At 34.9% G+C, this 25,709-nt stretch carries 21 protein-coding genes; 7 read left to right on the top strand and 14 right to left on the bottom strand.

Annotation, left to right across the window (positions count from 1 at the left end):
• The 12 genes from FLACHUCJ7_RS23420 to FLACHUCJ7_RS23365 all read right to left on the bottom strand — a co-directional run bounded on the left by FLACHUCJ7_RS23420 (nt 1) and on the right by FLACHUCJ7_RS23365 (nt 12,349).
• Entirely contained in the window at nt 1-3,702 is a 3,702-nt protein-coding gene (locus FLACHUCJ7_RS23420) for a hypothetical protein (protein ID WP_180910735.1), read from the bottom strand.
• Nucleotides 3,702-4,136, bottom strand: a complete 435-nt coding sequence (locus FLACHUCJ7_RS23415) for a GPW/gp25 family protein (protein WP_230408901.1) — start codon at nt 4,134-4,136, stop codon at nt 3,702-3,704. Before FLACHUCJ7_RS23415 ends, FLACHUCJ7_RS23420 begins: the two co-directional genes overlap by 1 nt.
• On the bottom strand, nt 4,129-4,428 hold the full coding sequence (locus FLACHUCJ7_RS23410) for a PAAR domain-containing protein (RefSeq protein ID WP_078229467.1): 300 nt from the start codon (nt 4,426-4,428) through the stop codon (nt 4,129-4,131). The genes FLACHUCJ7_RS23415 and FLACHUCJ7_RS23410 overlap by 8 nt, the downstream gene beginning before the upstream one ends.
• Before the next feature lie 51 nt (nt 4,429-4,479).
• On the bottom strand, nt 4,480-6,276 hold the full coding sequence (vgrG, locus tag FLACHUCJ7_RS23405; RefSeq protein ID WP_180910734.1) for a type VI secretion system tip protein VgrG: 1,797 nt from the start codon (nt 6,274-6,276) through the stop codon (nt 4,480-4,482).
• 2 nt (nt 6,277-6,278) lie between these two features.
• Nucleotides 6,279-6,950 carry a CIS tube protein gene (locus FLACHUCJ7_RS23400; protein WP_180910733.1) on the bottom strand — a complete coding sequence of 224 codons (672 nt, stop codon included), beginning with the start codon at nt 6,948-6,950 and terminating at the stop codon, nt 6,279-6,281.
• A 10-nt stretch (nt 6,951-6,960) separates the two neighbouring features.
• A complete protein-coding gene (locus FLACHUCJ7_RS23395) occupies nt 6,961-7,131 on the bottom strand; it encodes a DUF5908 family protein (RefSeq protein WP_180910732.1) in 171 nt (56 codons plus the stop codon).
• 5 nt (nt 7,132-7,136) lie between these two features.
• Nucleotides 7,137-7,595 (bottom strand): phage tail protein, encoded by a 459-nt coding sequence (locus FLACHUCJ7_RS23390; RefSeq protein WP_180910731.1) that lies wholly within the window; start codon nt 7,593-7,595, stop codon nt 7,137-7,139.
• Nucleotides 7,595-8,068, bottom strand: a complete 474-nt coding sequence (locus FLACHUCJ7_RS23385; protein ID WP_031455486.1) for a phage tail protein — start codon at nt 8,066-8,068, stop codon at nt 7,595-7,597. The genes FLACHUCJ7_RS23390 and FLACHUCJ7_RS23385 overlap by 1 nt, the downstream gene beginning before the upstream one ends.
• 53 nt (nt 8,069-8,121) lie before the next feature.
• Nucleotides 8,122-9,699: a phage tail sheath family protein gene (locus tag FLACHUCJ7_RS23380; protein ID WP_180910730.1), complete on the bottom strand. Its 1,578-nt coding sequence runs from the start codon at nt 9,697-9,699 to the stop codon at nt 8,122-8,124.
• A gap of 37 nt (nt 9,700-9,736) precedes the next feature.
• The gene (locus tag FLACHUCJ7_RS23375) at nt 9,737-10,570 is read right to left on the bottom strand and encodes a hypothetical protein (protein ID WP_180910729.1); all 834 of its coding nucleotides are present in this window, start codon (nt 10,568-10,570) and stop codon (nt 9,737-9,739) included.
• Complete coding sequence (locus FLACHUCJ7_RS23370) at nt 10,567-11,136, bottom strand: DUF4255 domain-containing protein (protein ID WP_078229502.1); 570 nt, start codon at nt 11,134-11,136, stop codon at nt 10,567-10,569. The genes FLACHUCJ7_RS23375 and FLACHUCJ7_RS23370 overlap by 4 nt, the downstream gene beginning before the upstream one ends.
• 343 nt (nt 11,137-11,479) lie before the next feature.
• Nucleotides 11,480-12,349, bottom strand: a complete 870-nt coding sequence (locus tag FLACHUCJ7_RS23365) for a helix-turn-helix transcriptional regulator (RefSeq protein WP_180910728.1) — start codon at nt 12,347-12,349, stop codon at nt 11,480-11,482.
• Nucleotides 12,350-12,690: 341 nt separating this feature from the next.
• Here FLACHUCJ7_RS23365 and FLACHUCJ7_RS23360 point away from each other — a divergent pair, with 341 nt between their 5' ends.
• On the top strand, nt 12,691-13,920 hold the full coding sequence (locus tag FLACHUCJ7_RS23360) for a PQQ-dependent sugar dehydrogenase (protein WP_180910727.1): 1,230 nt from the start codon (nt 12,691-12,693) through the stop codon (nt 13,918-13,920).
• 37 nt (nt 13,921-13,957) lie between these two features.
• On the opposite strand, the gene FLACHUCJ7_RS23355 is transcribed toward FLACHUCJ7_RS23360, so the two are convergent.
• Nucleotides 13,958-15,013, bottom strand: coding sequence for a GntR family transcriptional regulator (locus tag FLACHUCJ7_RS23355; protein WP_180910726.1), 1,056 nt, complete (start codon nt 15,011-15,013; stop codon nt 13,958-13,960).
• 424 nt (nt 15,014-15,437) lie between these two features.
• On the opposite strand from FLACHUCJ7_RS23355, the gene FLACHUCJ7_RS23350 reads away from it, so the two are divergent.
• The 5 genes from FLACHUCJ7_RS23350 (at nt 15,438) to FLACHUCJ7_RS23330 (ending at nt 21,021) form a co-directional block, all read left to right on the top strand.
• Nucleotides 15,438-15,839 (top strand): DoxX family protein, encoded by a 402-nt coding sequence (locus FLACHUCJ7_RS23350; RefSeq protein WP_031455495.1) that lies wholly within the window; start codon nt 15,438-15,440, stop codon nt 15,837-15,839.
• 190 nt (nt 15,840-16,029) lie between these two features.
• Nucleotides 16,030-16,506 (top strand): hypothetical protein, encoded by a 477-nt coding sequence (locus FLACHUCJ7_RS23345; protein WP_230408900.1) that lies wholly within the window; start codon nt 16,030-16,032, stop codon nt 16,504-16,506.
• Between the two features lie 102 nt (nt 16,507-16,608).
• On the top strand, nt 16,609-18,264 hold the full coding sequence (locus FLACHUCJ7_RS23340; RefSeq protein WP_180910725.1) for a peptidase domain-containing ABC transporter: 1,656 nt from the start codon (nt 16,609-16,611) through the stop codon (nt 18,262-18,264).
• Between the two features lie 2 nt (nt 18,265-18,266).
• On the top strand, nt 18,267-19,622 hold the full coding sequence (locus tag FLACHUCJ7_RS23335) for an HlyD family secretion protein (protein ID WP_078229456.1): 1,356 nt from the start codon (nt 18,267-18,269) through the stop codon (nt 19,620-19,622).
• Nucleotides 19,603-21,021, top strand: a complete 1,419-nt coding sequence (locus tag FLACHUCJ7_RS23330; RefSeq protein ID WP_180910724.1) for a TolC family protein — start codon at nt 19,603-19,605, stop codon at nt 21,019-21,021. Before FLACHUCJ7_RS23335 ends, FLACHUCJ7_RS23330 begins: the two co-directional genes overlap by 20 nt.
• 67 nt (nt 21,022-21,088) lie before the next feature.
• Here FLACHUCJ7_RS23330 and FLACHUCJ7_RS23325 read toward each other — a convergent pair whose 3' ends face one another.
• Nucleotides 21,089-21,448, bottom strand: coding sequence for a hypothetical protein (locus tag FLACHUCJ7_RS23325; RefSeq protein WP_180910723.1), 360 nt, complete (start codon nt 21,446-21,448; stop codon nt 21,089-21,091).
• A 165-nt stretch (nt 21,449-21,613) separates the two neighbouring features.
• On the opposite strand from FLACHUCJ7_RS23325, the gene FLACHUCJ7_RS23320 reads away from it, so the two are divergent.
• Nucleotides 21,614-25,654 carry a hybrid sensor histidine kinase/response regulator transcription factor gene (locus FLACHUCJ7_RS23320; RefSeq protein WP_180910722.1) on the top strand — a complete coding sequence of 1,347 codons (4,041 nt, stop codon included), beginning with the start codon at nt 21,614-21,616 and terminating at the stop codon, nt 25,652-25,654.
• Nucleotides 25,655-25,709 lie beyond the last annotated feature (55 nt).

Here is a 25,709-nt window from a genome sequence, read left to right as displayed (position 1 = left end):
TTAAAAAGTAATATTGTGATCAGGTGCTGAAACTAAAAGTGTCGTTGGACCATAAGCTTTAAGCGTAGCTTTATTTTTTTTGCAAACCGTTTGTATTCCTGTTTTGGAATTAATGTAATAACTGGAGAATGAAACATTTTCAGCCAAAGCTACCCCTTCGATATTTTGAATAAAAGTGGTCACTTTGGCATTAATCAGTGGTTTGTCAATTTCTGTCTGAGCTGCAGAACTGTTAATCCAGGGCGACAGATATAGTTTTAAAGCATCATTTACATTTTTATGAATTAGGATTGGCTGATAACCGCTTTCAACAACTATTTTAGCAGTAACAGAAACATATTCCATATTAAAATTCGAAACTGTAATGTTTGCAAACGGAGAAGCATTTTCTTTTAAAAAATCTTCTACATCGATTTCCAGACTGTTTGACGCCAAAGGGATAAAAGCATTACTGTCGTTCCCACTGTCCATTTTTTTTACCAGATAAACAGTACAGCTGTTTTTATATTTTTTATTTACAATTTTTGAATAATAAACACTATCGTATTGTTGAGCGATTAAAGTATAATAATCAGAAGACGTAATGACTCTGTTTTTTGTTTTGATAGTAGTACTAACTCTTTGATTTTTATTGGTTTCGTTTTCTGCTGCTTTTCCTCCAAAAGAAGCAAATGGCTGAATCAGTGTTGCAATCTGTGGAATTGCATTTTGCGGTTTGGTGATTGTACCGCTATTTATCTGTGGAGTTTCCGTATCCAATAAAAATTCTGTTCCTGTTCGCTGAACGCTAAATCCGTTTGTTTGTAAAAAAGTCGTTTTAGAGTAGGAGTCAGGCTTGCCCGAAACAACAATAGAAATCCAATTGTTTTTCCCGGGCATGTAAATTTCATTGTTATTGCAATCTGCCGGAATAGGAAGTGTTATAATTCCTGAACATTTAAACTGATTCGTTTCGTCAGCTAATGGTTTTATTTGGCTCCAGCCGGAATTGTTTAAATAGGAGTAGTTAACGCTGTGACCAGGTGTAATTGCAGTTGAATTTCGGGCTAATTCAAAATATAAATTTAATGAACTGTTGCAGATTAAATTTTCGAGTTCAATAAATAATCCTCCGGTATAATTAAACGAAGGATAAAGTGGCAAGCCAGCTGTAACAGTTGGATTAGGCTCTGCAATAGAGGTGCTTGCTGTATTGGTCTGGTCAGAATTATCAAATATCTGATAATTGCTAAAAGGCGTATAGATAAAATACTGCAAGGGATATTCTGCTGCCGTGCTGTCAAATTTATACGTTACGGTAGCCGAATAACTAGCCGAAAACGATTTGATTTTTGGCGCAAACGGCAAATTTGCAGACGGAATAAATACAGCGTCTTTTTTTCCTCTGGCTCTCGCAAGACTATTAGCATTATCCAGTGCAATAGAAGTTACCACATTTGGATAAATTTCTGACCCAAAACCGTATTCCGGCCCGGATAAAATCATTTTTATAAATCCGGAGGAACTGCTTTCAGTAAATTTTAAAGGTTCATTCTGAATGTTCGGGTCAACCAAAAAAGTATGATCCATTACAACCTGAGAAGCTGATGTAGTGGTTTTGGAATACATATAATAACTGCTCGAATTGGTAACAAAAGGTAGAGTTGGATCTCCTTCATTAGTATCGAACAAAAAGACAGGGTTGTCATTGTCTACTTTTGGAGCAAGCACATCAATACCATTTGCGCTGTCCACTTTATATATTTTAAGTTCCTGCCACGATTTTTCTTCCAACACATTAAAGTCAACAATAAAACTGCCATTGCTAAAAGTTTCGTCATCATCATCTACAGTAACAGTTTCTTTTCTGGCACCAATAAAATTCATAAATCTTTCTCCAACTCCCGGTTTTTCATCGTCAGTTGAACCCGGATTCAAATAATCATTGTATTGTTTGTAATACGTTCTAAAATCCGAAGGACGTTTATCCCAGTTGATTTCTGTTATAAAATTATCAATAGGCTTACTGAATATTTCATTGTTTCCAATTATAAAATTGGCATTTTCTAAAGGAATCGGTCCAAAAGGAGGAAAGGGATTTTTAGTATTTAATTCCCCAAAATCGTTATACAACTGAAATGTTTTAACCTCATATACTTTTACACCGATAGTAATAGAAAGCACTTTTGGAGGCGTAACCGGATTTGGAACTGATTCAAATAATATTTTAAGCATTGGCCATTCAGTCTTTAATCCATCAGGATTAATCAGGAAAGGCTCTATTGCAGCTTCTGTAGCAGCAAGGCTTATTTCTATTGTCACGGTAGTTAAGGAAGTATTTATATTAAAAACAGTTGGGTCTAATGCAAGTTTTAACCAATCGTTTTGGGTACTTAAAAGATAGGAAGCTTTCTGTAAAAAACTTAAATAAATTGCCGAATCAAATTCCAGCGTAAGCGTGATGATCCTTTTCCCTTCCCGTAATAATAGCATAGGCGATGCAAAAGCAATTCCGATTGGTACTGAAGAAGCTTTCGGATTTGATTCCCCAAAAGTTGGCCAGCTTATTATTTTTCCATCAGGATCTTTTTGTACGCTGGTGGCTTTAATCGATTGTAAGTTATAAGATGAAGTATCAGGCTGATAACAAAGTGTATTTGCACTTACAATACTGGCCGGATTTAAGGCAGTGTTTTTTTGTGATGCAAATAATATTGGATTTTTTTGTGCATCAACTCCGGCATTAAATAAAGTTCCAACCGGTAAATTATAAACTGAATCCGTTTTGGCAAGTGTGGCACACAAAAATGTACTGTCGGCCAGAGCAGGTAATTTGGTTTGTTTTAAGATATCACGATAATAAAAATCAAGATGTTTTTGTGAAATGCCGTTTAATTGATCTTGTTGTATTTTTAAAATATTGATAAAAGATCTTAAAAGTGTTGTATCTGGAAATTTACTTTTTTTATGGCTTAATTTTTTAAATTCATCAGATGAATGATGAATTACAGTTTGTAAAAAACTAAATAACTGATCCGCTTTTTTGGTCAGAATATTCAAACTGAAAGCAATCATTGTTTCTGATGTATTCAGAATATTTTGTTCTGATTCAAATCCAAAAACTTCCCAAAAAGGAGTTTTGTCTTTATTGATACTCCACAAATGGGTTTCAAAAGAAACAAATTTACTTACAGGCGCAGGCTCAATAAAAACCTTATTCACAGATGAGGTATATAAGTATTGTCTAAAAGATTGGATAGCCCAAAAATCTATGCTCAGTTTTGTCTGTACTTCGTGAAGGATATAATTTTTAAGATCATATTTTTCATTTGTTTTTTGCATATAATGGGTCCAGCTTTCGATAATTTTATAAATAGCATTCAGGTGGTCGAATAATTTGCTTAACGCTTTTGAATTCAAATTACCTGCGTTAGCATTTAGTGTCTGTTTTTGAATTTCTGTACAAATAGTCTTGTAGACAGCATAAAGGTTTTTATAATTTGTTTTGGATATAGAAGCCATTAAAAACACCGGATCTTTTAATAAAAAAGGATTCCAGTTTCCTTCAATGGTATTGGTGTCATTATAAAAATTGATTAGCTTGCTAAATTCGGCAGCAAAGTACAGCCAGTCCTGCTCAGTCCTTCCATCAATCAAAGTGGAATTAGGAATGAGTGACTCATTAAGTGAATTTATGGCGCTATTTTGATCAATTACAAGCATTATTTTCCGGCTAAATTGGTTCCTTCGTTTAAATGAAAAGGAAAAACATAATTATGTCTGGTATTCGTTTGTGCGTAGATGTAAATAATTAATATTTCGACAACACCATTAATTAAATCTGTAGCTGCTACCCGTACTTCCTGAACTATTATTCTTGGTTCGTAACGTAACAAGGAAAACTGAATAGTTTCTACAATTTCTCCTTTCAAAGTATTGTCGATTTTTCTAAACATAAATTGCTGTAATCCGGATCCAAAATTCGATTCCAGCGTACGTTCTCCTTTACGGGTATTCAAAATGATATTGATAGATTCGTTTATATTGGTTTCGTTTGCTGAGATATTTACCTGATGATTACCTGCAGAAAAAGACACAGGAAATGCCCATCCTGAACCCAAAAAAACATTTTCTTTTTTATCGGCTATTTTATCCACCTATTATCACATTAAAGGCTCCAAGGACAATTGATCCCCCATGAGCGGTTTTATCTCCTATTCTTGCGGCGGGCATTCCACCAATTTTAACAGTTGCCGATCCTTGTACTATAGAATCAGGCGGTCCTACGCAAACCAGCATATCACCAATTCTCGCTGCCGGTAATCCTGCTATCAAAACCGTTGGCTCTCCCGGCCCAACAATTGGACCGCCAACATGCGGAATCGGAGGTACAGCCGGCGTTTGCATCGGGCATTCATGAAAATCTGTAAGTCTTGCTGCTGGAGGCATATTTTTTTTAATTGATAATTGATAATTGATAATTGATAATTGATAATTTTTTTAATTAATCATTACCATGGCGCCTTTCAGCGTTAATTCCATTCCTCCGGAAACCTGAGCTGTTTGTCCGCCCTGAGCAGTATACTGCATATCTGCAGAGTCCTTAATATTCATTCCTTTGGTGGCAACATCACCACCACTAGACTGAATTGAAACGCCCTGTGTTCCTTTGATGGTCACATTTTCCTGAGCCGAAATAGAAATGCTTTTTTGGCTTGACAGATCGATACCACTGCCAGACATGACAACACTATTCTGATTTTCATCCTGAATTGTTATTTTTTTGTCTTTATCGCTGATAATGATGGTGTTTTTATTAGGCGTGGCAACGGTCCAGATTTTATTTTCATCATCAAACTCTACTGAAATTCCGGATTTGGAAACAATAGCTTTTATGGAGTTTTTTTCATTAGGCGCTAAGTCCTTAAAAGGTTTGTTTTTGGTTCCGCTGTACAAACTTCCTAAAATCACAGGATAACGGGGATCTTCGTTTAAAAAACCAAGGATAACTTCATCACCAACTTCGGGTAAAAAAAACGCTCCCGCTCCACTGGTAGAATAAAAGTTGGAAAGTCTGGCCCAGATTCCTGCGCCATTCGTGTCAAATAATGGAACATCTACTAAAATTCGATATTGAGAATCGGGATCATCAAACATTTTTTTTACAGTAGCGTTAAATAAACCTCTTGCTCCCGGTAAAAGGCCGGATGCGGGAGGAGACATAACATCTGGTTCTTCAGTAAACCAAAAAGGCGAAAGTCCAAGTGAAGCATGAGAAACCCAATTTCCTAGTGACAGATCATGAACAACACCTGAAATAATATAATCACCATTAAACCGATCGCCAACACCATCAAAAGTCATATATTTTCCCGGATCAATTAAGTTTGTTCCCTGAAATTTAGCCTCACCAATTATTTTAGAATATTCACTTTTAACAATTTGAGCTTTTGACCAATTCGTTAAATCAGCAGTTTCTAAAGGTGCTGAAGTTTGCAATTGAAAAGCAGAGAGTCCAATAACTTCAGATAATTTTTTTGATGATAAATTTCCGGATCCGGCTACATTTGGAGTTGCTTCACCTTTTACGATTACCTGATTTTTGTAATCCCAGCTATTAGAAGTAACATTTCCTAATTGTGTCGTGGCATTTAATTTAGCATTAAATTCCAAAAGACTGTTTCCGTAAGTTACAGTCAGTACAGATGTTGTATTGTTATCAGGCGTATTGACAGAAACTTTTCCGTTTATCGTCGTCACAATTAGTCCGTTGGCTTCGGCAAGAGCCAAAATATAATCCCAGTCGGTTACATAATATTGTACTTGTTCAGGCCACTGAGTAGTTGTAGCCGTTACATCCGATGATAATCCATAAGTTCCAATAATGGATGAAATGATATCGCTGTCTTTTTGATTAGAATACGTCAGGCTTTTTCTTCCCACAATCATTTTTATTGCAGCATCCCTGCACTCAATTTCTAAGGCTGATCCAACCGAATCATTAATACGAATGGATTGCCCCATAATTAAACCCGAAAAAATAACGGTGTTTTTATTATCATATCCGGCCTCTATACTTACAGTTGCACCCGGAAGAAAAGTAGAAGACGAACTTGCATCAAAAGTTCCTGTATTGGCTTCTCCGTCCAGAATCATAATTTTTGCAATAGCGATCCGATTTACTTTTTTTTCGATGTGAACAGAAAGCACACTAAGTTCATCCGGAATTGTATTGCCGTTGACTTTGACTGAGAATGTTGCGATTCCCCCACATGCTATTTCGTTTGAAGCACTCATGATTAAGATGGATTTACAGGAGGAAATATTAATTTATCGATCCCTTTGAGATTTCTGAATTTGTTCAGGTTGTTGAATTGTGCCACTTGTATATAGAGGGAGTCATCATCCCACGTTTGTAAACACAACTGAGGTAATGACATTCCCTCTGTTACATTGACAATATGCGTTAAGTCCAGTGATTGAGGAGCATCAATCATTGTTACTGATTTGGGAGAAATATATTGACTGAAAGCCAAAGATATTTTTGCTCTCAAAGGATTCCCGTCTGGTTTAAACAGAGTGTATGAAATATCTATAGAATCCAGAACCCCATTAAAAGTAATATTTTGACCCCACTGTACTTTTACGAAATTAGGACGGTGAATTTTACCGTTATACGTATAAATAATAGTTTCCAACGCCTCTATTTCCTGTGCCATATCAATGCGTTTTGCATCTACAATACCTGTACAGTCTATTATGATTTCGAAACTTAGTTTATCGCTGGGAGTACTTTTATATTTTTGAGATGCAGAGCTCGTTGCAGGAGCCTGCTGTTCATTATATTCAATGCTTTTTTGTATTTTAATGGTATCAGGATTAATCATAAAGGCATACGGGCTTGCTGAGAATTTATTTTGAAATTCTTCATCAGTATATCCTGTTATTTTCATTAATTCCAGACTTGCCATTTTTTTATTTTTAACGTTTATAGCTATTCTCCTGATTTTTTTCGGCAATCAGCCTTTTGCATTCTTCCAATACCTGTTTTCTTAAAACAGATAATTCTTTTTCTTTCACTACAGAAGAATTTTTCGTATTGCTGCTTACGATTTCTGTCTTGATAATGAGTTCTCTTATTTCTATTGGCATAATTATTAAGTAAAAAGGTTATCAAATTTTGTGTCTGAAGAAATATCAAAATAGGTATAGGCGAGTTCAATAGATTCTATTGCAATACCGCTTTCCTGCGAGTTTAAGTCAGAAATAGTATATTTTACAGGATAAGCATTATTAAAAGTCCATTGCATGCATACAATACCGGTGGCATTAAGCAAACTCAAAATCACATTGTGGGGCTGAATCGTATTTGATAATCCCTGATCAATAGAGTTTGCACACCAGTTTACCAATTGAGATCCCACGGGTACTACGGCTCTTTTAAGAACTAAGTTTTGGCTGTTAGAAACAGTTGGGAGGCGGTATTTAAAACGATTCTCGCCTCCGCAAACAATTTCTTCAACACTTAATTCTTTCGAAATTCCTGATACCTCTTTGAAAGCTGCATCTACACCTGAAAATGAAAGTGTAAAATAGAAGCTAACCGGATAATCCATTATTTGCCACCATTTTTAATGATGAGCTGCTCATGTGCAATTTCGATAGTGTCTACTGCAACCTCATTTCCATCAGATTTTAAATCGGTGCTGGTAATTTTGGTTGGCCAGGCATTATTTAATGTCCATTGCATGGTTACATCGCCTTTTTCGTCTAATAATTTGATCAAAACTGTTCTTCTTTTAATCGTATTCATCACGATTTGCTGATGCCAGTCCCAAAAAGTATTATCGTTTACAAAGATGCCACGCTTCATGGTAACATTTCCGTATTTGGTAATTCCCGGCATTTTTTCTACAGAAAAAAGAGGGCTGTTACTTTTACGATATTCTATAATTTGATTTTCGACATCCATTCCTGTAACTTCCTGAAAAGCTACTTTTGTCAATTCGGTTCCAAGGTCTACTTCGAACCTAAACTTTGGCATTGGCCATGTTGCGCCTTGTACGCTTCCGTCATCTGGTGGTGGCATAATATTTTATTTTAAATTAAAAATTTCTTTGATTAACTAGAGTATTTCTTTGATTAACTAGAAGTTGCCATTTGCTGTTGAAATGTCAATACGATAAATTCTGCAGGATGAACTACTGCTACTTTTACAGTTACATTCATAAAACCATTCAAAAGATCATCTGCTGTCATTGTAGAGCCCAATCCACAGGCAACTGAATAAGCATCTGATGCACTCGCACCTTGCAGACCGCCTTGTTTCCAGATCGAATTAAGAAAACTGCTGATCATCGAAATTACGGCTTCCCAGGTATTTTTGTCATTTGGCTGGAACACATAAGCCTGAGCTGCGAGTTTACAAGACTGTTCAAGAAAAATCATGGTTCTTCTTACCGGAATATATCGCCAGTCCTGGCTATTTCCGTCTAAGGTTCTTGAACCCCAAATTAAAATACCCAATCCATTAAACATTCTGATTGCATTGATAGATTTTCCTGAAACGGCATCAACATTTAAATTTGCCTGCTGACTTTCAGAAATACTGATTGGTAATGAAGCTGCTCCAACAATAGAAGTATTTGCAGGTGCTTGCCAAGGGCCAACAGCATTGTCAGTGGTAGTAATAACCCCAGCCATAGCACCGCTTGGAGGCAGAATATTAGCATCAGTCAGTACGTGTTTTATGATTAACGAGTAAATTGGGCTCGCAATCAAAAGAGCGTTGTTGTTCTGAGTAACACTTAAACCGCTATCAGGATTTTGAATGTTGGCAATAATCGTAGCAACGGCCGGGTTAGGTGCACTTGGCGGATTAAGAATTGAGGCAAGCTGTTTTATATCACCACCAAATAAATTGGTATAATCAATATCCGAATTCTGCATTATGGTAGTTCCAATAAATGGATAATAGGCCATACCATAATTTAGACCCTGAGCACCCGTGTTATTCCTGAAATTGATAATGTCCTGAGTATACAAAATAGGATCAGGATCATCACCTCCAATAATATCAAATAAGCACATGGCTGTTTGCATTTTTGTAGCCTGAAGAAGCATTGATTGCATAAGGGTACCATTGTCTGCAAGATTTAACAAAGTAGCTTCAGGACAAATGTACATCGTTGGTTCCGGTTCGTTTAGTAATAAAGTAAGACCGTTAGATAAGTCGTTTAACTGTACATTCGGATTCACAATCGGAGTACCCGGAGTCATTGGCTTTTGTGATCCGGGGCCATAAGTACCCACAGATACAATATACGCATCGCCACCGCCATTTTCATAAAAAAGCTTCACGCTGTTATACAAATAATAGACTGTATTAGGATCCGGAACTATAGAATAGTAAGATCCGTTGATCAACATATAGTCTCCCTTTGCCGGCTGACTTTTTTGTTGTACCAAATAATATTCAGGGCTATATTGTTTAGCAGGACTTGCTGGACTCGCAGGATCCGGTAAACAAAAAAATGCCTGAAAATCAGAGAACGATGTGATTCTTACCGGTACATTCGTGTACGATTTACCTTCGTAAGAAGCTTGTGGCGTGTATCCAATAAATGCCGGTACAGCCGTAGCAACTGCTACTACTGAATTTGGAAAGGCATTTAATTCCTGAATATACACACCAGGGGTTTGGATGGTAGATAAATTCATTGATTTTTAATTTTTAATGTTCATTTTAATTTGTTTTTTATAGATAGATATACATTGGTGATGCTATTTGATTTGTCTTACTGTTTTTGACTATTTCAATTCGTGAAACATCAGGAACAGGTAGTCCTTTAATGATTACTTTTCCGTTTAAATTGCTTTGACCGGATCCATTTGATGTATTTTTATTAATTAAATCAAATTTGTACTTCGGTTTTTCACTAAGCAGAATATTAGTAGTGCTTGATGTAAAAAGGAGCGCTTTTTCTCCTGTTTGAAGAGTAACCTGCTGCGGACCATCAAATTGAATATTTTCTTTTTCAGTAATCGCCGGATTGTTTAAGGTAACGGCATTTTTATTAATAAAATAGTATTGCCATTGTGTCGCTCTGGCTTTAAATTTTATTTCAAACTGAAAGGGAGTAGTGGTTTGATTTTTTAGAATATCAGCAAAATAAATTTTTAAACTGCCAAAAAACGGAGCCATTGATTTTGTTTCTAATGTTGGGCTGAGCGTTGTAATACCATTGTTATTCTGATTTTTATCATCATGGCTGTCAAATATAATTTCGCCGAGCCAGTTTATAGGTAATGCTGTAAAAAGAATGAAATTTGGATTACTGCATCTAATATCAAATTCAAAGTAATTCTGTGTAGTAGTTTTCGAAATATAATCGAATAAATTTGATAGTGATGATGTAGTACTGAACAAATCAAAACCGTTGTAAATAGTATTGATTTTAAAACCAAATCTCTTTAGTATTTTTTCTGTTTTATGATTAGCAATAAAATCAAGACAATTGCACTTGGTGTTATCAAAATAAGTATGATACACAGCTGTAGTAAATATTTTTATGTAATTGCTTTGTATCATGTTGTCAGAGCATTACTGGTATTGGTTACAGCTGGTGTAATCGCGATTGTTTCATTGGCCTGAACTTTTATAAGTTTCATTTTATAAATTATTGACGGCTGGTATTTTGCTCCCATTGCGGTCCATAAACTATGCATCTGATGGTACGAAATCTTTTCGTATTCAAATTCCAGTTTTGACAAGCCTTCCGGAATAGAAGAAGAGCTGGAAGCATCCAGATAATTATTAATCTGAAAAAAATAAATAATGGCATCGAGAAATTTTAGAGATTCATTATAATCGTCAAAATTACTGCTGATCAGGATGTCCAGATTGTATCTTTCGACAGGGTTAAAACTGGAATAATTTCCGTTTTCGAGCTGTTTGTTTTTTATATAAAATGGCTGATTGGTTTCTTTCTCCACATTGATTAAGGATAAAACCACTTTATTCTGATTCACTTTAGGAAATGTGCCATTCACATCTACAATATAATTCAGGACGATTTTATCTTCGTCCAGTCCAAAACGGTTTTTTAAAAACTGTCCCAGTAATTTATTCGTAAATTGAAGTGATTGATTGATCATTTTAATATGATTTAAATTATTCAGAAAAGAGATTGTCAATGGCAGTGGTAAAATTACTTTAGAATTGAATTTGTGTAAGATTTTCAGAATGTACTTTTCGTATACATTGTTTAAAATTTCTGATGTTATATAGACAAAATGTAGACAGGAATATTTTTTAGTAAAAAGAAAGGATTTATTCATTATGTATGGTCAGTTTTAATACGATTTATGAAAGATGATTTTAGTGGTTTTTAGTTTTATTTAGGGTATGCTGTTAGTTTGTTATAAAATAAAAATTGATTCAGTTACAGGTTGTAAAATGAATCAATTAAGCTTTTTTATATCGAAAGATGAAGTGATTTTAAGAGACGCTTCTTAAATACGAAATGATATCCTGTTTTTTTTCAAGTGTCAATTTCTTTTTTAAGCGGTATTTATGAGTTCGTACGCTTTCCTGATTAATACCGAGAAGGTTGGTAATGTCATTATTACTCATATTCATTTTAATGTAGCAGCAATACTTTAAATCTTTAGGACTAAGGGAAGGATGTTTTTTGGCAAGGGCCAATAAAAATTCTGGATCTGATTGTTCAAAATAAATTTTAAAATCGTCCCAGAGTTTATTGTCATTGGCAGCCGTTTTAATACAATTTGCGATAGACATTAATTCTCTTCTGATAGTATCATCAACATTTGGGTACAGGAACGAAATACGTTTTTTAATATTTTGAAGTACTTCTACTTTTTGATCAAGTTCCATCACATAATGACTTAATTCTCTGGTATGATTAAAATCATTTTTTTGTAAGGCTGCTTCTGCAAATGTTGAACTCGCTTTATTTGTAGTTTCTGTTTTTTTTAAGACAAATATAGATTTGATTCTGTAGATTAAAAAATCAACATTATTAATAAGCTTATATGGATGTGTAAAAATAATACAGTTTTTTGACCAGCATGACGATTCGCATTCATAGCTTTGAGTTAAACATAAAATAGGAATATCTATTTTACTGGAATTGAAAGTACTGTCGTTTATAACAGGCTGATTTCTTTTGAAGCCTAAAATAATTAAGTCCGGTGCCAGTGATTTTGCGGTATTATATAAATCGATAGCTCTGGAAACAGTAACCGTAGAAAAAGTAAAATCAGACATTGTTGACAATACATTTAATACCTGGGTTAAAACGAAGGTATCATCACATCCTATCAATATTGATTTTTTTTCAGGCATTTTGGTGATCGTTTTTTTGGGTTGGTTTATTATAGCAGTTTAAAATTAAAAATCTAATCATTTTAAAAAAGGAGAGTTTGTCACAGAACAGGTTTTTCTTGTCATGAAAAACATATTTTTTGTGTTGTTGATTAAAATGAAATGACTTTCTGTGAATTTTTAGCCGAGATTTATTTCCTTACTTTTTATTCTTTAATTGTCTAAATTGTATTTTATATTGTTATATGAAATAAGTTGCTAATGTTTAAAATTATATAAATCATAAGATAAATTGTATAATTTTTTATAGAATTAATTTTAGATTTTTGAAAACTATTACAAAAAATTAAATCCAAAATACGATGAGAAATACAAATCAAATTCTGAGTCTTTTAATTGCATCTTTTACATTATTCAGCTGCTCGAACGATGATAAAAACACAAACGATCTGGGAACACCGACAAATCCGGTTGAAAATAATTCAGCCAATACAACTTATACTCCTGCGTTTGAGGGACAAACACGAATAGGCGGACTACAGACCAATACGAGTTATGAGGCAAAGATTATCACTTCAGCATTGACCAGTCCCTGGGGGGTCAAAAGCCTTCCGGATGGCAGACTTTTAGTTACCGAGAAAACAACAGGAAACTTACGCATTGTTAAAGTAACAGGTGAAGTAAGTGCCGCAATTACAGGTTTACCAGCGGTAAATTCGGCAAATCAGGGAGGTTTATTGGGCTTGTGTCTTGATCCTGATTTTACATCCAATAGAATGATTTATTGGGTGTTTGCTGAAGCAGGAACAGGCGGAAACCTAACAGCAGTTGCGAAAGGAAAGTTATCAAATGATGAAAAAACAATCGAAGGAGCGACTGTAATTTATCGTGCAAATCCGGCAAATGCAAGTACGCTTCATTATGGAGGTCGTATTCTTTTTGATAAAACCGGAAATCTTATCGTTAGTACAGGAGAACGTTCAGTGTTAGCAACCAGACCGTTGGCACAGTCGGTTTCTGCCGGTTTAGGAAAAGTGGTCAGAATAACCAAAGACGGACTGCCAGCAACTGGCAATCCTGTTTTTAGTCAGACAGGAGCTTTAGCAGAATTGTATACTATAGGGCATAGAAATCCGCAAGGGCTGGCACTTCACCCGACTACAGGTGAAATTTGGCTAAGTGAACATGGACCGCGTGGGGGAGATGAAATTAATCGATTAAAAGCAGGCTCAAATTACGGATGGCCAATCATAACTTATGGTATAGAATACGGAGGAGAGGCAATTGGAGATGCTATCCAGAAAAAAGAAGGCATGGAACAACCGGTGTATTACTGGGATCCTGTTATATCACCAAGCGGTATGACTTTTTATAAGGGTGACCGTGTGCCGGAATGGAAAAATAATTTATTTATAGGGGCATTAAGTGGTCAACATATAGCACGTCTTGCAATAGTAAATAACCGTGTTGTGGGAGAAGAAAGGCTTTTAGCTGGCGAAGGTCAGCGATTTAGAGATGTTACTCAGGGCAATGACGGTGCTTTGTATGCTGTAACCGATCAGGGTAGACTTTATAAGATAGATAAGAAATAATGATTTCAATAAAAATGGCGCTCTCAGGCGCCATTTTTTATAGAGAACTGCGTTCAATATATCCAAACGGATTTTTGAAAAACTCTTTTTTATTGCTCAGTACTAATTCTGCAGCTTTTTGTCCCATGGCTTTAAAATCGCTGCTTAGAACACTAATGTCAAGAAGCGCCTTGAGTGGGGTTTCATTATAAGAAATGACACCTACATCAGTACCAATTTGTAGCTTTTTTTCTTTTATCTGCTGAACAAGCTGCACCAAATCATTATCATCAATAACGATATAAGCTTCTTTTGATTCAAATTTCAGATCATTATTTACTTCTTCTATGATTTCAAAGTCAAGGGAATTATTTTGACAGAATTCTTTAAAACCATGTAATAAACCAACCGGAATTGGAAATACGGTTTGGGTTGAAAACACCAAAATGATCTTTTTGTATTTTTTTAATTTTGCGAAAGCTTTTGTCAGCGCATACATTATATCCTCTTTAAAATCCTGATAAACTGCTGTAAAATTCCCTGAAATTTCAGAATAAGAATTGTCGAGTATCAAAAGTTTATCTTTCGGAATGGTTTCAATAGCTTTTAGAACTCTGTTTGTATAATTAATATGAGTTTTTTTGCTGGTTCTAAAATGAGGCATAATTATAAAATAGTTATAATTATTAATGTTTTTTTTCAAAGCATTAATAAAAAGCTGCTCATCACAATAATAGATATACATATTGACATGTCCTTTATTTCCAATTGTATCAACAAAAGCATTGTAAGCCTCCATTTTATAGGTACATGGTTTATTGATAAGAAAAAAAACATCAAACTTTGCTTTTGAGCCGGCATAGGAAACAAAATTTCCTGATCCCATCACGGAAACTATTAATTTCTGATTCCTTAATATTTTATAAGCTTTTTCTGCAGTGTCCCGCGAGATCGAATTTTGGGTACTCAATTCATTTATTGATGGCATTTGCTGGCCAGTCTTCATTTTACCATTCACAATTTCTGTGGCGAGAAAATCGGCTACCTGTATAAATTTAGGAGAGCCGGAATCCATTTTCAGGTTTATAGTTACATTATTTCTTTTTGATGCCATATAGGGGTTTCGGATATATTTTATAAAACTTTCGTTAATTTTTAACCACCTTCATTTTTGAAAATTATAGGTATGAGTTTAATTGTATGAATACTGAGTGAAGAATTAAAATTTTAACAAATATTTTATTTTATTTTTATGATTAATGTGTTTGGGTTGCTAAATGTTAATTTGATTGTTCTCAAAAATATAGAAATAGAATGCTGCATCTGTCCTGTGCTGTGCTGAAAATGTTTAGTGAATTATTTTTTTAACAAATACTAAATATCCAACTGCTAAATCATAAGTTGTAAAACTCAAAAGAATGAGTTTTTTAATCTTTCAGGAAGTATATTTTTACTATTTTTACCTTTAGCAGCTATCATACAGTAGCATTGTTTTGTATGAAATACTGATTTGTTTTACTAAATTTAAATATTAAAAAATGAGAAAAAACAATGATTTAGGTTTGTTAATACTTCGTATTACAATTGGATTTTTAATGCTTTTGCACGGTTTTGCAAAATTTGGAGGAGGGTTGGAATTCATAAGCGGTATGCTTGTAGAAAAAGGACTTCCGGGATTCTTTGCTTATGGTGTTTTAGTTGGTGAAATTTTGGCTCCAATTGCCATTTTAATTGGTTTTAGAACAAGGCTTGCAGCACTTATTTATGCATTCAATTGTTTAGTTGCCGTATTAATGGCGCATAGTGCAGATATATTCAAATTAGGAGAACACGGAGGCTGGGCGCTTGAGCTTTTAGGATTGTATTTCTTTGGTGCTCTTGCTTTATTTTTTACTGGTGGGGGAAAACTGGCAGTTTCAAAAAACAACAACTGGGACTAAAATATTCATTTTAAATCTGTAGCGAACTAGAGATAAGGGTCAGGCTGAGCAGAGTCGAAGTGGCTTTCAAATTATAAAACTTTTATCATCCTGTCAATTTCATCTAACAGATTAGGATAGACTATTTTATCATATACAAAGAGACTTTCGGGTCTCTTTTTTTGTTTTCTATTAAGAAAAAAATAACAGAATGAAATCCAATTCTAATGTTATTTTAATGTTGGTCATAAAATTTCGTCCTAACTTGCGCCACTTTAAGGACAGGGAAATGTTGAGCAGAATTAAAAATAGTATCTTATGTAAATGCCTTCAGGTATTGCTAATTGGGTACTTTCTAATCAGCAGTATTAACGTCTCAAATAGTTTTGGCCTTATCATCGCTGATAATGCAGAAACAAATACGGTTAGAGGTATTACCTGTAATTTCCTGAAAAAAATATTCAATTGCGACAGTATTCCGGAAGAATTGGATGACTACGAAACTAAGGAAACAAAAACCACTAAACTCGCAAAAGGGATTCCGTCATTAGATTATCTGGTACCTTTAAACACTTCATTAACTGTTTTGTACTTTCAAATTAGTTCAAAAACAAAAAACTATGTTGATAATCAAATATTCTCATTTGGTTTTCATGGTAAAATTCATTTACCTCCACCTCGATTCTAATATAAATACTTAATTTTGTTTGCTGTTAGAAGTAATTCTGACATCCTTATCTATGGTTTTTACCGTATGTAACATTTATTAATATTGTATTTATATAAATTCATGACACCATTAAAACGTTTTTACAATTTGCTTCATCTTGACAAACGCGATGTATATCAAATTATTTTTTATGCTGCTTTTGCCGGCCTTGTAAACCTTTCACTTCCTTTAGGGATTCAGGCAATTATTAATTTTATCCAGAGCGGACAGCTGAGTGTTTCCTGGATTGTACTTGTGATTTTGGTTACAATAGGAGTTGGTTTCGGCGGAATTCTGACCATTTTACAGCTTCGCATCGTAGAAAATCTGCAGCAGCGAATTTTTGTGCGCTCTTCATTTGAATTTGCCTACAGATTGCCTCTAATCAAATTTAAGGAAATGTATTCTGAATATGCCCCGGAAAAAGCCAATCGTTTTTTTGATACTTTAATGGTACAAAAAGGAACGGCAAAACTTTTACTGGATTTTTGTACTGCTTTTTTACAAGTTGGTCTGGGGATTATATTATTAGTCTTGTACCATTCTTTCTTTACGGTAATTGGTCTTTTGTTTATCGTCATTTTATATATCATTTTTAAATTTTCGTATAAAGATGGACTTGAGACGAGTCTTAACGAATCAAAATTTAAGTATAAAGTGGCAGCGTGGCTTCAGGAAATTGCCCGTAATAGGGATAGTTTTCGCAAAAAAGGAGGTTTTGAATATGCATTAGAAAGAAATGATGACTATGTAAGCAAGTACATAAACTATCGTGAAAAGCATTTTCAGGTAATGAAAAAACAATATATTCAGCTTATTGTTTTTAAAGTTATTGTTACGGCTGCCTTATTGTCTATTGGTGGTTTCCTGGTAATTCACCATCAAATGAACATCGGGCAGTTTGTAGCAGCTGAAATTGTTATCGTATTGCTGATCAATTCGGTTGAAAAAATTATTTTCGGATTGGAATCTTTTTATGATGTACTGACTTCATTGGAAAAAATTGGACAAGTAACAGACATGGAAATCTCATGTATCCCTGAAACATCAGCAGTCTCTGAAACAGGAATTAATATTGAAACAGAAAGCGTGGTTTACAATTATCCGGATCACAATAAAAAATCACTTAAAAATATTAATCTGAAAATAAATCAGGGGGAAAAAATCATTTTAAGAGGAACAAACGGAGCAGGAAAAAGTACTTTATTACGTTTATTATCTGGTTTACTTGAACCTGAAAGCGGTGCGATGTATGTGACAGATAATTATATGAACCGTTTAAACGAAGATGCCTACAGAGCACAGGCCGGAACTTTTTTACAAGGGGATACGCTTTTTGCCGGAACCATTCGCGAAAATATCCTTTTTGGAAACGATGCATTGAATAATGATGATCTAAAATGGGCTCTTGATAATGTTGGGCTGACGCCTGACATCAAAACATTCCCAAACGGGCTAGAACATCAGGTGCATCCGGGTGGTAATGAACTTTCTGCTTCAGATATCCAAAAGATTCTTTTAGCACGTAGTATTGTTCATAAACCTAATATATTATTTCTTGAAGATCCTGTTGACAAAATGGACGAACTGACTTCTGGTAAAATTGTAGATTTTTTACTTTCTGAAGAAAATGACTGGACGGTAATTGTAACTTCTAAAAACGATATCTGGAAGAACAAATGTGACCGTATGATAACGATCGATAACGGAAAAATTATTAACGACATAAAGCTTTAATCATGCTCAATATATCTAAAGATAATAATGTACTGATAACTCCGGGTAAATACAAATCTATTACCAGCGTAGCCCGCAGGCCACATTATAAAATTTTAAACAGGGTTATAATCGGATTTTTGATCTTTTGTGTAGCTTGCCTTTTTCTGCCATGGACACAAAACATTTCAGGGAGCGGTTCAGTAACGACCTTAAAACCTGATCAGAGACCACAAACAGTACATAATGCTATTGCCGGAAGAATAGAAAAATGGTACGTGCAGGAAGGTGATTATGTAAAAAAAGGAGATACAATTGTTTTTATTTCGGAGGTAAAAGAAGATTATCTGGATCCGAATCTTGTTGGCAACACCAAACAGCAGGTTGATGCCAAGAAAATGGCTGTAGAATCGTATGGAGACAAAGTAAATTCGCTTGAAGTTCAGGCACAATCGCTTAATACAGAAAGAGAATTAAAACTGCAGCAGGCCCAGAATAAAATTAAACAGGCCCAGCTGAAAATCAAGAGTGACAGTATGGATCTTGAAGCGATAAAAACACAGTTAAGAATCGCTAAAACTCAATTTGACCGTTCGACAGCATTGAATAAGGAAGGTTTGAAGCCGCTTACCGATGTGGAGCAAAAAAGACTGAAACTTCAGGAGTCTGAAGCATATATAGTGACGCAGCAAAACAAGCTTTTGAGCAGTAAAAACGAATTGATAAATGCAAGAGTTGAAATTAACCGAATTACAGCTGAGTACACCGAGAAAATTTCGAAATCAAAAAGCGATAAATATACTGCTTTGAGTACGCAATATGATACAGAAGCCCAAGTAAATAAATTGCAGAATCAATATGTAAATTATAGTCTTAGAAACGGTCTGTACTACATTAAGGCTCCTCAGAGCGGTTATGTCAACCGTGCTTTGCTGGCAGGTTTGGGAGAAACAATCAAAGAAGGGACTCCAATTGTGAGTATTATGCCGGCAAGTTATGATATTGCGGTTGAAACCTATGTTGATCCTATCGATCTTCCGTTGGTACATCGCGGTGCGAAAGTACGTGTCTGGTTTGACGGATGGCCAAGAATCGTATTTTCAGGATGGCCTGGATTATCTTATGGAACCTATGGTGGAAGAATCGTGGCAATCGAGAATTTTATAAGTTCTAATGGGAAATACAGAGTGCTTGTTTCACCTGATGGTCCGGATAATAAATGGCCAAAAGAATTAAGTATAGGAGCAGGGGCACAAAGTATCGCTTTACTTGAAACCGTTTCAGTATGGTACGAAATATGGCGTAACCTGAATGGCTTCCCTCCAAATTATTATAAATCAGACGAAAAAGAGGCGAAGGATGGTAAGGACAAAAAATAAATTGAAGTATGCTGTTACAGTCTTTTCTCTTTTATTTTTATTCGGCTTTTCTAATTTATACAGTCAGGATTTTAATAAAGAAGAATTGAGCTATAGCGAGTTTTTGGGATACGTAAAAAAGTATCATCCGCTGGTCAAGCAGGCTAATCTTGAAATTAGTACGGCTCAGGCTGCATTGATGCTTGCCCGAGGAGGATTTGATCCTAAAATCGAAGTCGATTACAATAAAAAAGAATTTAAAGGAACAGAATATTATTCGCTTTTAAACAGCAGTTTTAAAATTCCTACCTGGTACGGAATCGAAATTAAAGCAGGTTTTGACCAGACAGACGGGCAATACTACAACCCACAAAATCGTACTCCTGAAGCGGGTTTGACTTCTTTGGGAATTAATGTAGCCTTAGGTCAGGGAATGTTCATCAATCAGCGAATGGCTGATGTAAGGGAAGGGAAACTGCAGGTAAAACTGAGTGATGCACAGCGAAAACTTAAAGCTATTGAGGTTTTGTACAAAGCCAGCGAAGCGTATTTTGAATGGAGAAAAAGCTACAATGAAGCTGAACTTTATAAAAGATATCTTGGTTTTGCCAGCACTCGTTTTCAGGGTGTAAAAAAGCTGATTGAACTGGGGGACGCTCCGGCCATAGACAGTGTAGAGGCCGGAATTACTGTTCGAAACCGTGAATTAAACGTAGAAAACGGAAATCTGAAATTGGCTAAAGCGAAATTATATCTTTCGAATTATTTATGGATAGAAAATGTTCCTGTTGAGTTAGGAGATGCTGTTAAACCGGAAGAAAATCTGATAAAAACGCTGGAAGAAACCCTAAGAACGGATGCAATGATGGTGGATGTTCAGGGTCTGGACTCTCATCCGAAGATTCAGGCTCTGGAAACTAAAATGGGGATGCTGGAAATCAGCAGGGAACTGAAAGCAAATTCATTGCTTCCAAAGCTGAATGTGGGGTACAATTATATTTCGGAGCCTTCTTATTTTAATTCTTTCAATACCGACGATTATAAGTTTAATGTCGATTTCAGCATTCCGATTTTTTTGAGAAAAGAGCGCGGAAGCTTAAAACTGGCAAAACTTAAAATTCAGGATTTAAAATATGACATTGACCAGCAGCGACTAGAACTTAAAAATAAAATCAAAGCACAGCAAACCGAAATTGCTTCTTTAAAAAGGCAAAAAGGCGTCATTGATAATCTGGTAAAAGACTATCTGACAATGCTGAATTCTGAAGAAAAACTGTTCTCTTTTGGTGAAAGTTCTATCTTCCTGATCAATTCAAGGGAAAATAATCTGGTGAGTGCCAAACTATCACAAATCAGCATCGAAAATCAGTTTTACATTTCAAATGCCGAATTGTTTAAAATACTGGCAAATCCTGATTGATATTTTTTTTCTTTTCCAAACCACTTATTTATTCAGGTAAAATAAGTGGTTTTTTATTTAAAGGATATTAGTTCAACCGTTCAGAAGTTGCTGTTCTCCTGCAATGTTCGGTTCCCAGATAGAGCGGGTTTCCGTGTTTTTCAGACCAAAATCCTTCGAGTATATCTTTGGTAATGCATCTGTAAACCGCCACTCCTTTGTATGTTTTTTTGTCTTCTCCTTTATAACTAAAATTGATTACGAGAATATTATCCTTAAAAAATCCTGAGCCTTTTTGTTCCTGAACATTGTTGATGATCCACCTGGCTTTAATCCTGTTGTTTTTATCAAGAGAGAGTGTCAGAACACCTTTATAAGTCATTTCATCAGAGCCGTCCTGATTACTTCCCAAAATAGAATAGCTGCCAGTTAAATCTTGTATTGTCATTATTTTATTTGTGTTTTAAAAAGAAAGTCGGCAAATATAATCGAACTTTTAATAATATAGGTAAATTGTGATTTTATTTATTTTTTATTCTTTTTTCTTGTGATTTTTTAAATTATTGATAAATTTATTGCTTGATTATTCTTTTCAATTTAAAATAAACAAATCTTGAAGAAATTTTTTATAAACCTGATTCTATTAGTGGGATTTTACGCACTTGTTTCGGCGCAGGAGAATCCGGTAAAATTTCTTGACATATCTGATGGGTTATCCAACAATTCGGTGACTACAATATTTCAGGATAGTGATGGTTATATGTGGTTTGGAACTTATGATGGACTGAACCGATATGACGGATATAATTTTAAAGTATTCCGAAACCGTATCAACGATAAAAAATCCTTGCCATTCAATACTATTTATAACATCGAAGGAGACTCGAAAAAAAATATCTGGGTTGGTGGTTCGAATGGGGTTTGTATTTACAATAAAAATACAGCCACATTTCATCCTGTTCGTTATACAGCTACAAATAAAAAAGTAAAAGTTTTAAAAGACATTATTCATCAGATGCGTTCTGTTTCTGATGATTTAGTACTGATAGCTTCTCAGAGTTTAGGATTGATAAGTTTTGAAAACGGCTCTTTCATCGGCAAACAAATTCCGCTTAAAATTCAAGGTAAAAAAAATAGTATTGATAATTATGATGCAGTAGCTATTCAGGATGATAAAAAAAACAGCCATTCCTGGGTATATGTCCGTAATATTGGAATCTGCAGGTATTCCTATCAGTCTAAAGTTTTACAAGTAGTTTTTCCGCTTTCGAAAGAAGTAAAAGCAATGAAACCGGCTTCTGATAGAAACCTTTGGTTAGGCACAGATGAAGGGCTTTTTCTTTTTGATACAAGATCGGGTACTCTTTCTGAGAATTATTTTTCAAATAAATGCAGTGTTACCGATATTCTTGTTGATAAGAAAAAAGAAATCTGGATTACGACTGACGGTTGTGGGATTTACAGAATTATTGGTAACCAGGCTATTTGGCAGAATGAAGTTAATGGTAATCAACTGGCCAAAAGTAATTCGGTTTGGAGTTTGTATGAAGATAAAACCGGAAATAAATGGTTTGGTTCATTGCGTGGCGGAGTCAGTATGCTAAGCAATATTCCCAAGTATTTTAAAAGCATTAGATATAATGCAAAAGATCCCGCTGAAAATTTTATTTTGTCTTTTTGCGAGGATGAGAAAAATAACATTTGGGTAGGAACAGACGGTGCAGGTTTAAAATACTGGAACCGAAAAAATAATACTTATGTAAACTACGGAAATACCCTTTCGAGCAAATTTATTACCGGAATAACACGTGATAATAATAACGATATCTGGATCTCTACCTGGGCCGGAGGTGTAAACCGAATTAATAAAAATAATAACAGTGTAACCCAGTTTTCATGTTACAACCCATATACCAAACAAATAGAAAAAAACATCTGGTTTGTTTATATGGATTCAAAAGCTAATATCTGGGCAAGTGCTACAAACGAAGGTTCCTTGTATCTTTTTGACCGCAATAAAAACAGTTTTGTACTTTTTGACCGAAACATCAATAATTTGCAATGTCTAATAGAAACCAGGGATGGTAAGCTTTGGGGAGCAAATTACAGTACTTTGTTTTGTATAGAAAAAACACCAAAAAAAGTCAAAAAAACGGTAATTGGCAATCCGATTCGATGTATTCATGAAGATAAGGACAAAAATCTCTGGCTGGGGACACAGGAAGGCGGATTGGTTATGTTTGACAGAAAAACCAATCGTATTAAAAGATTTACTACAGATGAAGGCCTTCCGTCAAATACGGTTTTGAGATTACTTGAAGATAAGGAAGGGAATCTCTGGATGAGTACTTACAGCGGTATTTGCAGATTTGATAAAAAACGAAAAACATTCCGTAATTTTTCTGTAAATGACGGACTTCAAAGCAATCAGTTTAGTTTTAATGCCGGGATTCAATTATCGACAGGCGAATTTCTTTTTGGCGGTATAAACGGTTTTAATATCTTTTTTCCGGAAGCGATTAAGGGTTTCAATCAAAAAAATAACGTATTGCTGACTGATTTTTATGTCAACAATCAGCCAATTGAAGTAAGCGGAGTGGAAGTAACAACTTTAGACTCCGACAAAATGAAAGAAGTAAGTCTGGATTACGATCAGACCACTTTATCGGTAGAATTTGTTGCTTTGGATTATAATAATGCCGATAAAATAAATTATGCTTACCTGCTCGACGGCTGGGATGACCAATGGAATTATGTGGGTCAGGCCCGAAAGGCAAACTATTCAAGACTGCCGGAAGGAAAATATACTTTTAAAGTAAAAACCACCAATTTTGAGGGGGGCTGGAACAATGAAATCAATCTGATTTCAATTGAAGTTTTGCCGCCCTGGTACAGAACGTGGTGGGCTTATAGTTTATATGTTCTGGCTGTGGCAGGAATTCTTTTTGTGTATCTTGATTATCAAAAGAATAAGGAAAAATTAAAATATAAGGTAAAAATCGCTGAACTTGAAAGCAAGAAAGAAAAAGAAGTTGCTGAGAAACAATCATCGATGTTTACCTATATTTCACACGAATTCAGAACACCGCTTTCGCTCATTATAAATCCGCTTAAAAAAGCAGTTCAGAAAGAAAGTGTTCAAAATGGATCTTCAGGAAGTGATTTGGCTATTGCACACCGAAATGCCAGAAGACTTTTGAGTCTGGTAGATCAGCTTCTGCTTTTTAGAAAAGCCGAAAATGATGCTGATTCCCTTAGATTATCTCCTATAAATGTCAACAATCTTTGTAATGAAGTGTATCAGTGTTTTGTAAATCAGGCAAAAGAGAAGAATATAAAATACAATTTTGATATTCCGGATCATGAAATTGTGATTATCGGTGATTATGAAAAAATTGAAATCTCACTGTTTAACCTGATGTCAAATGCTTTTAAGTATACCTCAATTGGTGGGCAGATTGATCTTAAACTTACAGAAACTGATGATGATGTACAGCTAGAGATCGCTGATAACGGCGATGGAATCGAGAAAAAAGATATTGAGGTAATCTTCGAAAAATTCAAACAAATCAATTCAAAAGTTTCTATTGGAACCGGTTTTGGAATCGGGCTTTATATTGTCAAATATTTTACAGACAAACATAAAGGAACTGTAAGCTGTAGCAGTGAACCTGGTAAAGGGAGTACGTTTAAATTAACTTTTCTGAAAGGAGACAGCCATTTTGAAAATGCAGAAATTACAAACGACGTTCAAAAAAGAAGTCAGCTTTTTGATGAATTGATTATTGATGATGCCGAAGAAAGCAATGCGCCAGTTAATACAGTAGTTTCCGAAAGTGATTTACAAAAAGTGATGCTTACTGAAAAAAGAACGGTTTTAATTGTTGACGACAACGCTGAAATAAGAGGATATCTAATCAAATTATTTTCTGAAAATCATATAGTGTATAGTGCCGAAAATGGTGAAGAGGGTTTAAAACTAACCAAAAAACACATGCCCGATTTGGTAATCAGCGATATTACCATGGAAGAAATGGATGGTCTTGAATTATGCCGAAAAATAAAAGAAAGCAATGATTTATCTCATATTCCTGTAATTCTGTTAACCGCATCAAAAAATCCTGAAACCCATTTGCAGGGAATAAATGATGGTGCGGATGATTATATCACGAAACCATTTGATGATGAGATACTCGTGGCCCGTGTCGAATCGTTATTGCGAAACAGAAGCAATTTACGAACCTATTTCTTAAATAGCATAACTTTAAAAGAGAATACACAGAAAGTCCCTGTAGAATATCAGGAAATGCTGAAAAAATGTATTGATATTGTAGAAGCTAATATTCACAAAAGAGATTTTACAATTAGAACTTTTGCTCTTGAAATGGGTATGAGCCATAGAACACTTTATACCAAAATTAAGATCATTTCGGGACAGACTCTAAACGCTTTTATACGTTCACTGCGAATCCGAAGAGCTGCCATGTTGATGCTTACTGAAGATATTAATATTGCACAGGCAAGTGCTGAGGTTGGTTTTGAAGACCCGAAATATTTCAGACAGCAATTCGTGAAATTATTTGGAATGACACCTTCAGAATACATCAAAAAGTATAAGAGTTCTTTTAATTCTGATTTGAATATTATTAAATAGTACTTGCTGGGTGTAATTCAAAACAGTTGTCAGGCTGAGCGGAGTTGAAGCCCTT

The sequence above is a fragment of the Flavobacterium salmonis genome (assembly GCF_903819435.1).
GTDB lineage: Bacteria > Bacteroidota > Bacteroidia > Flavobacteriales > Flavobacteriaceae > Flavobacterium > Flavobacterium chungangense.
The sequence above is the reverse complement of the archived record's forward strand: the minus strand, read 5'-3'. Positions and strand labels throughout refer to the sequence as shown.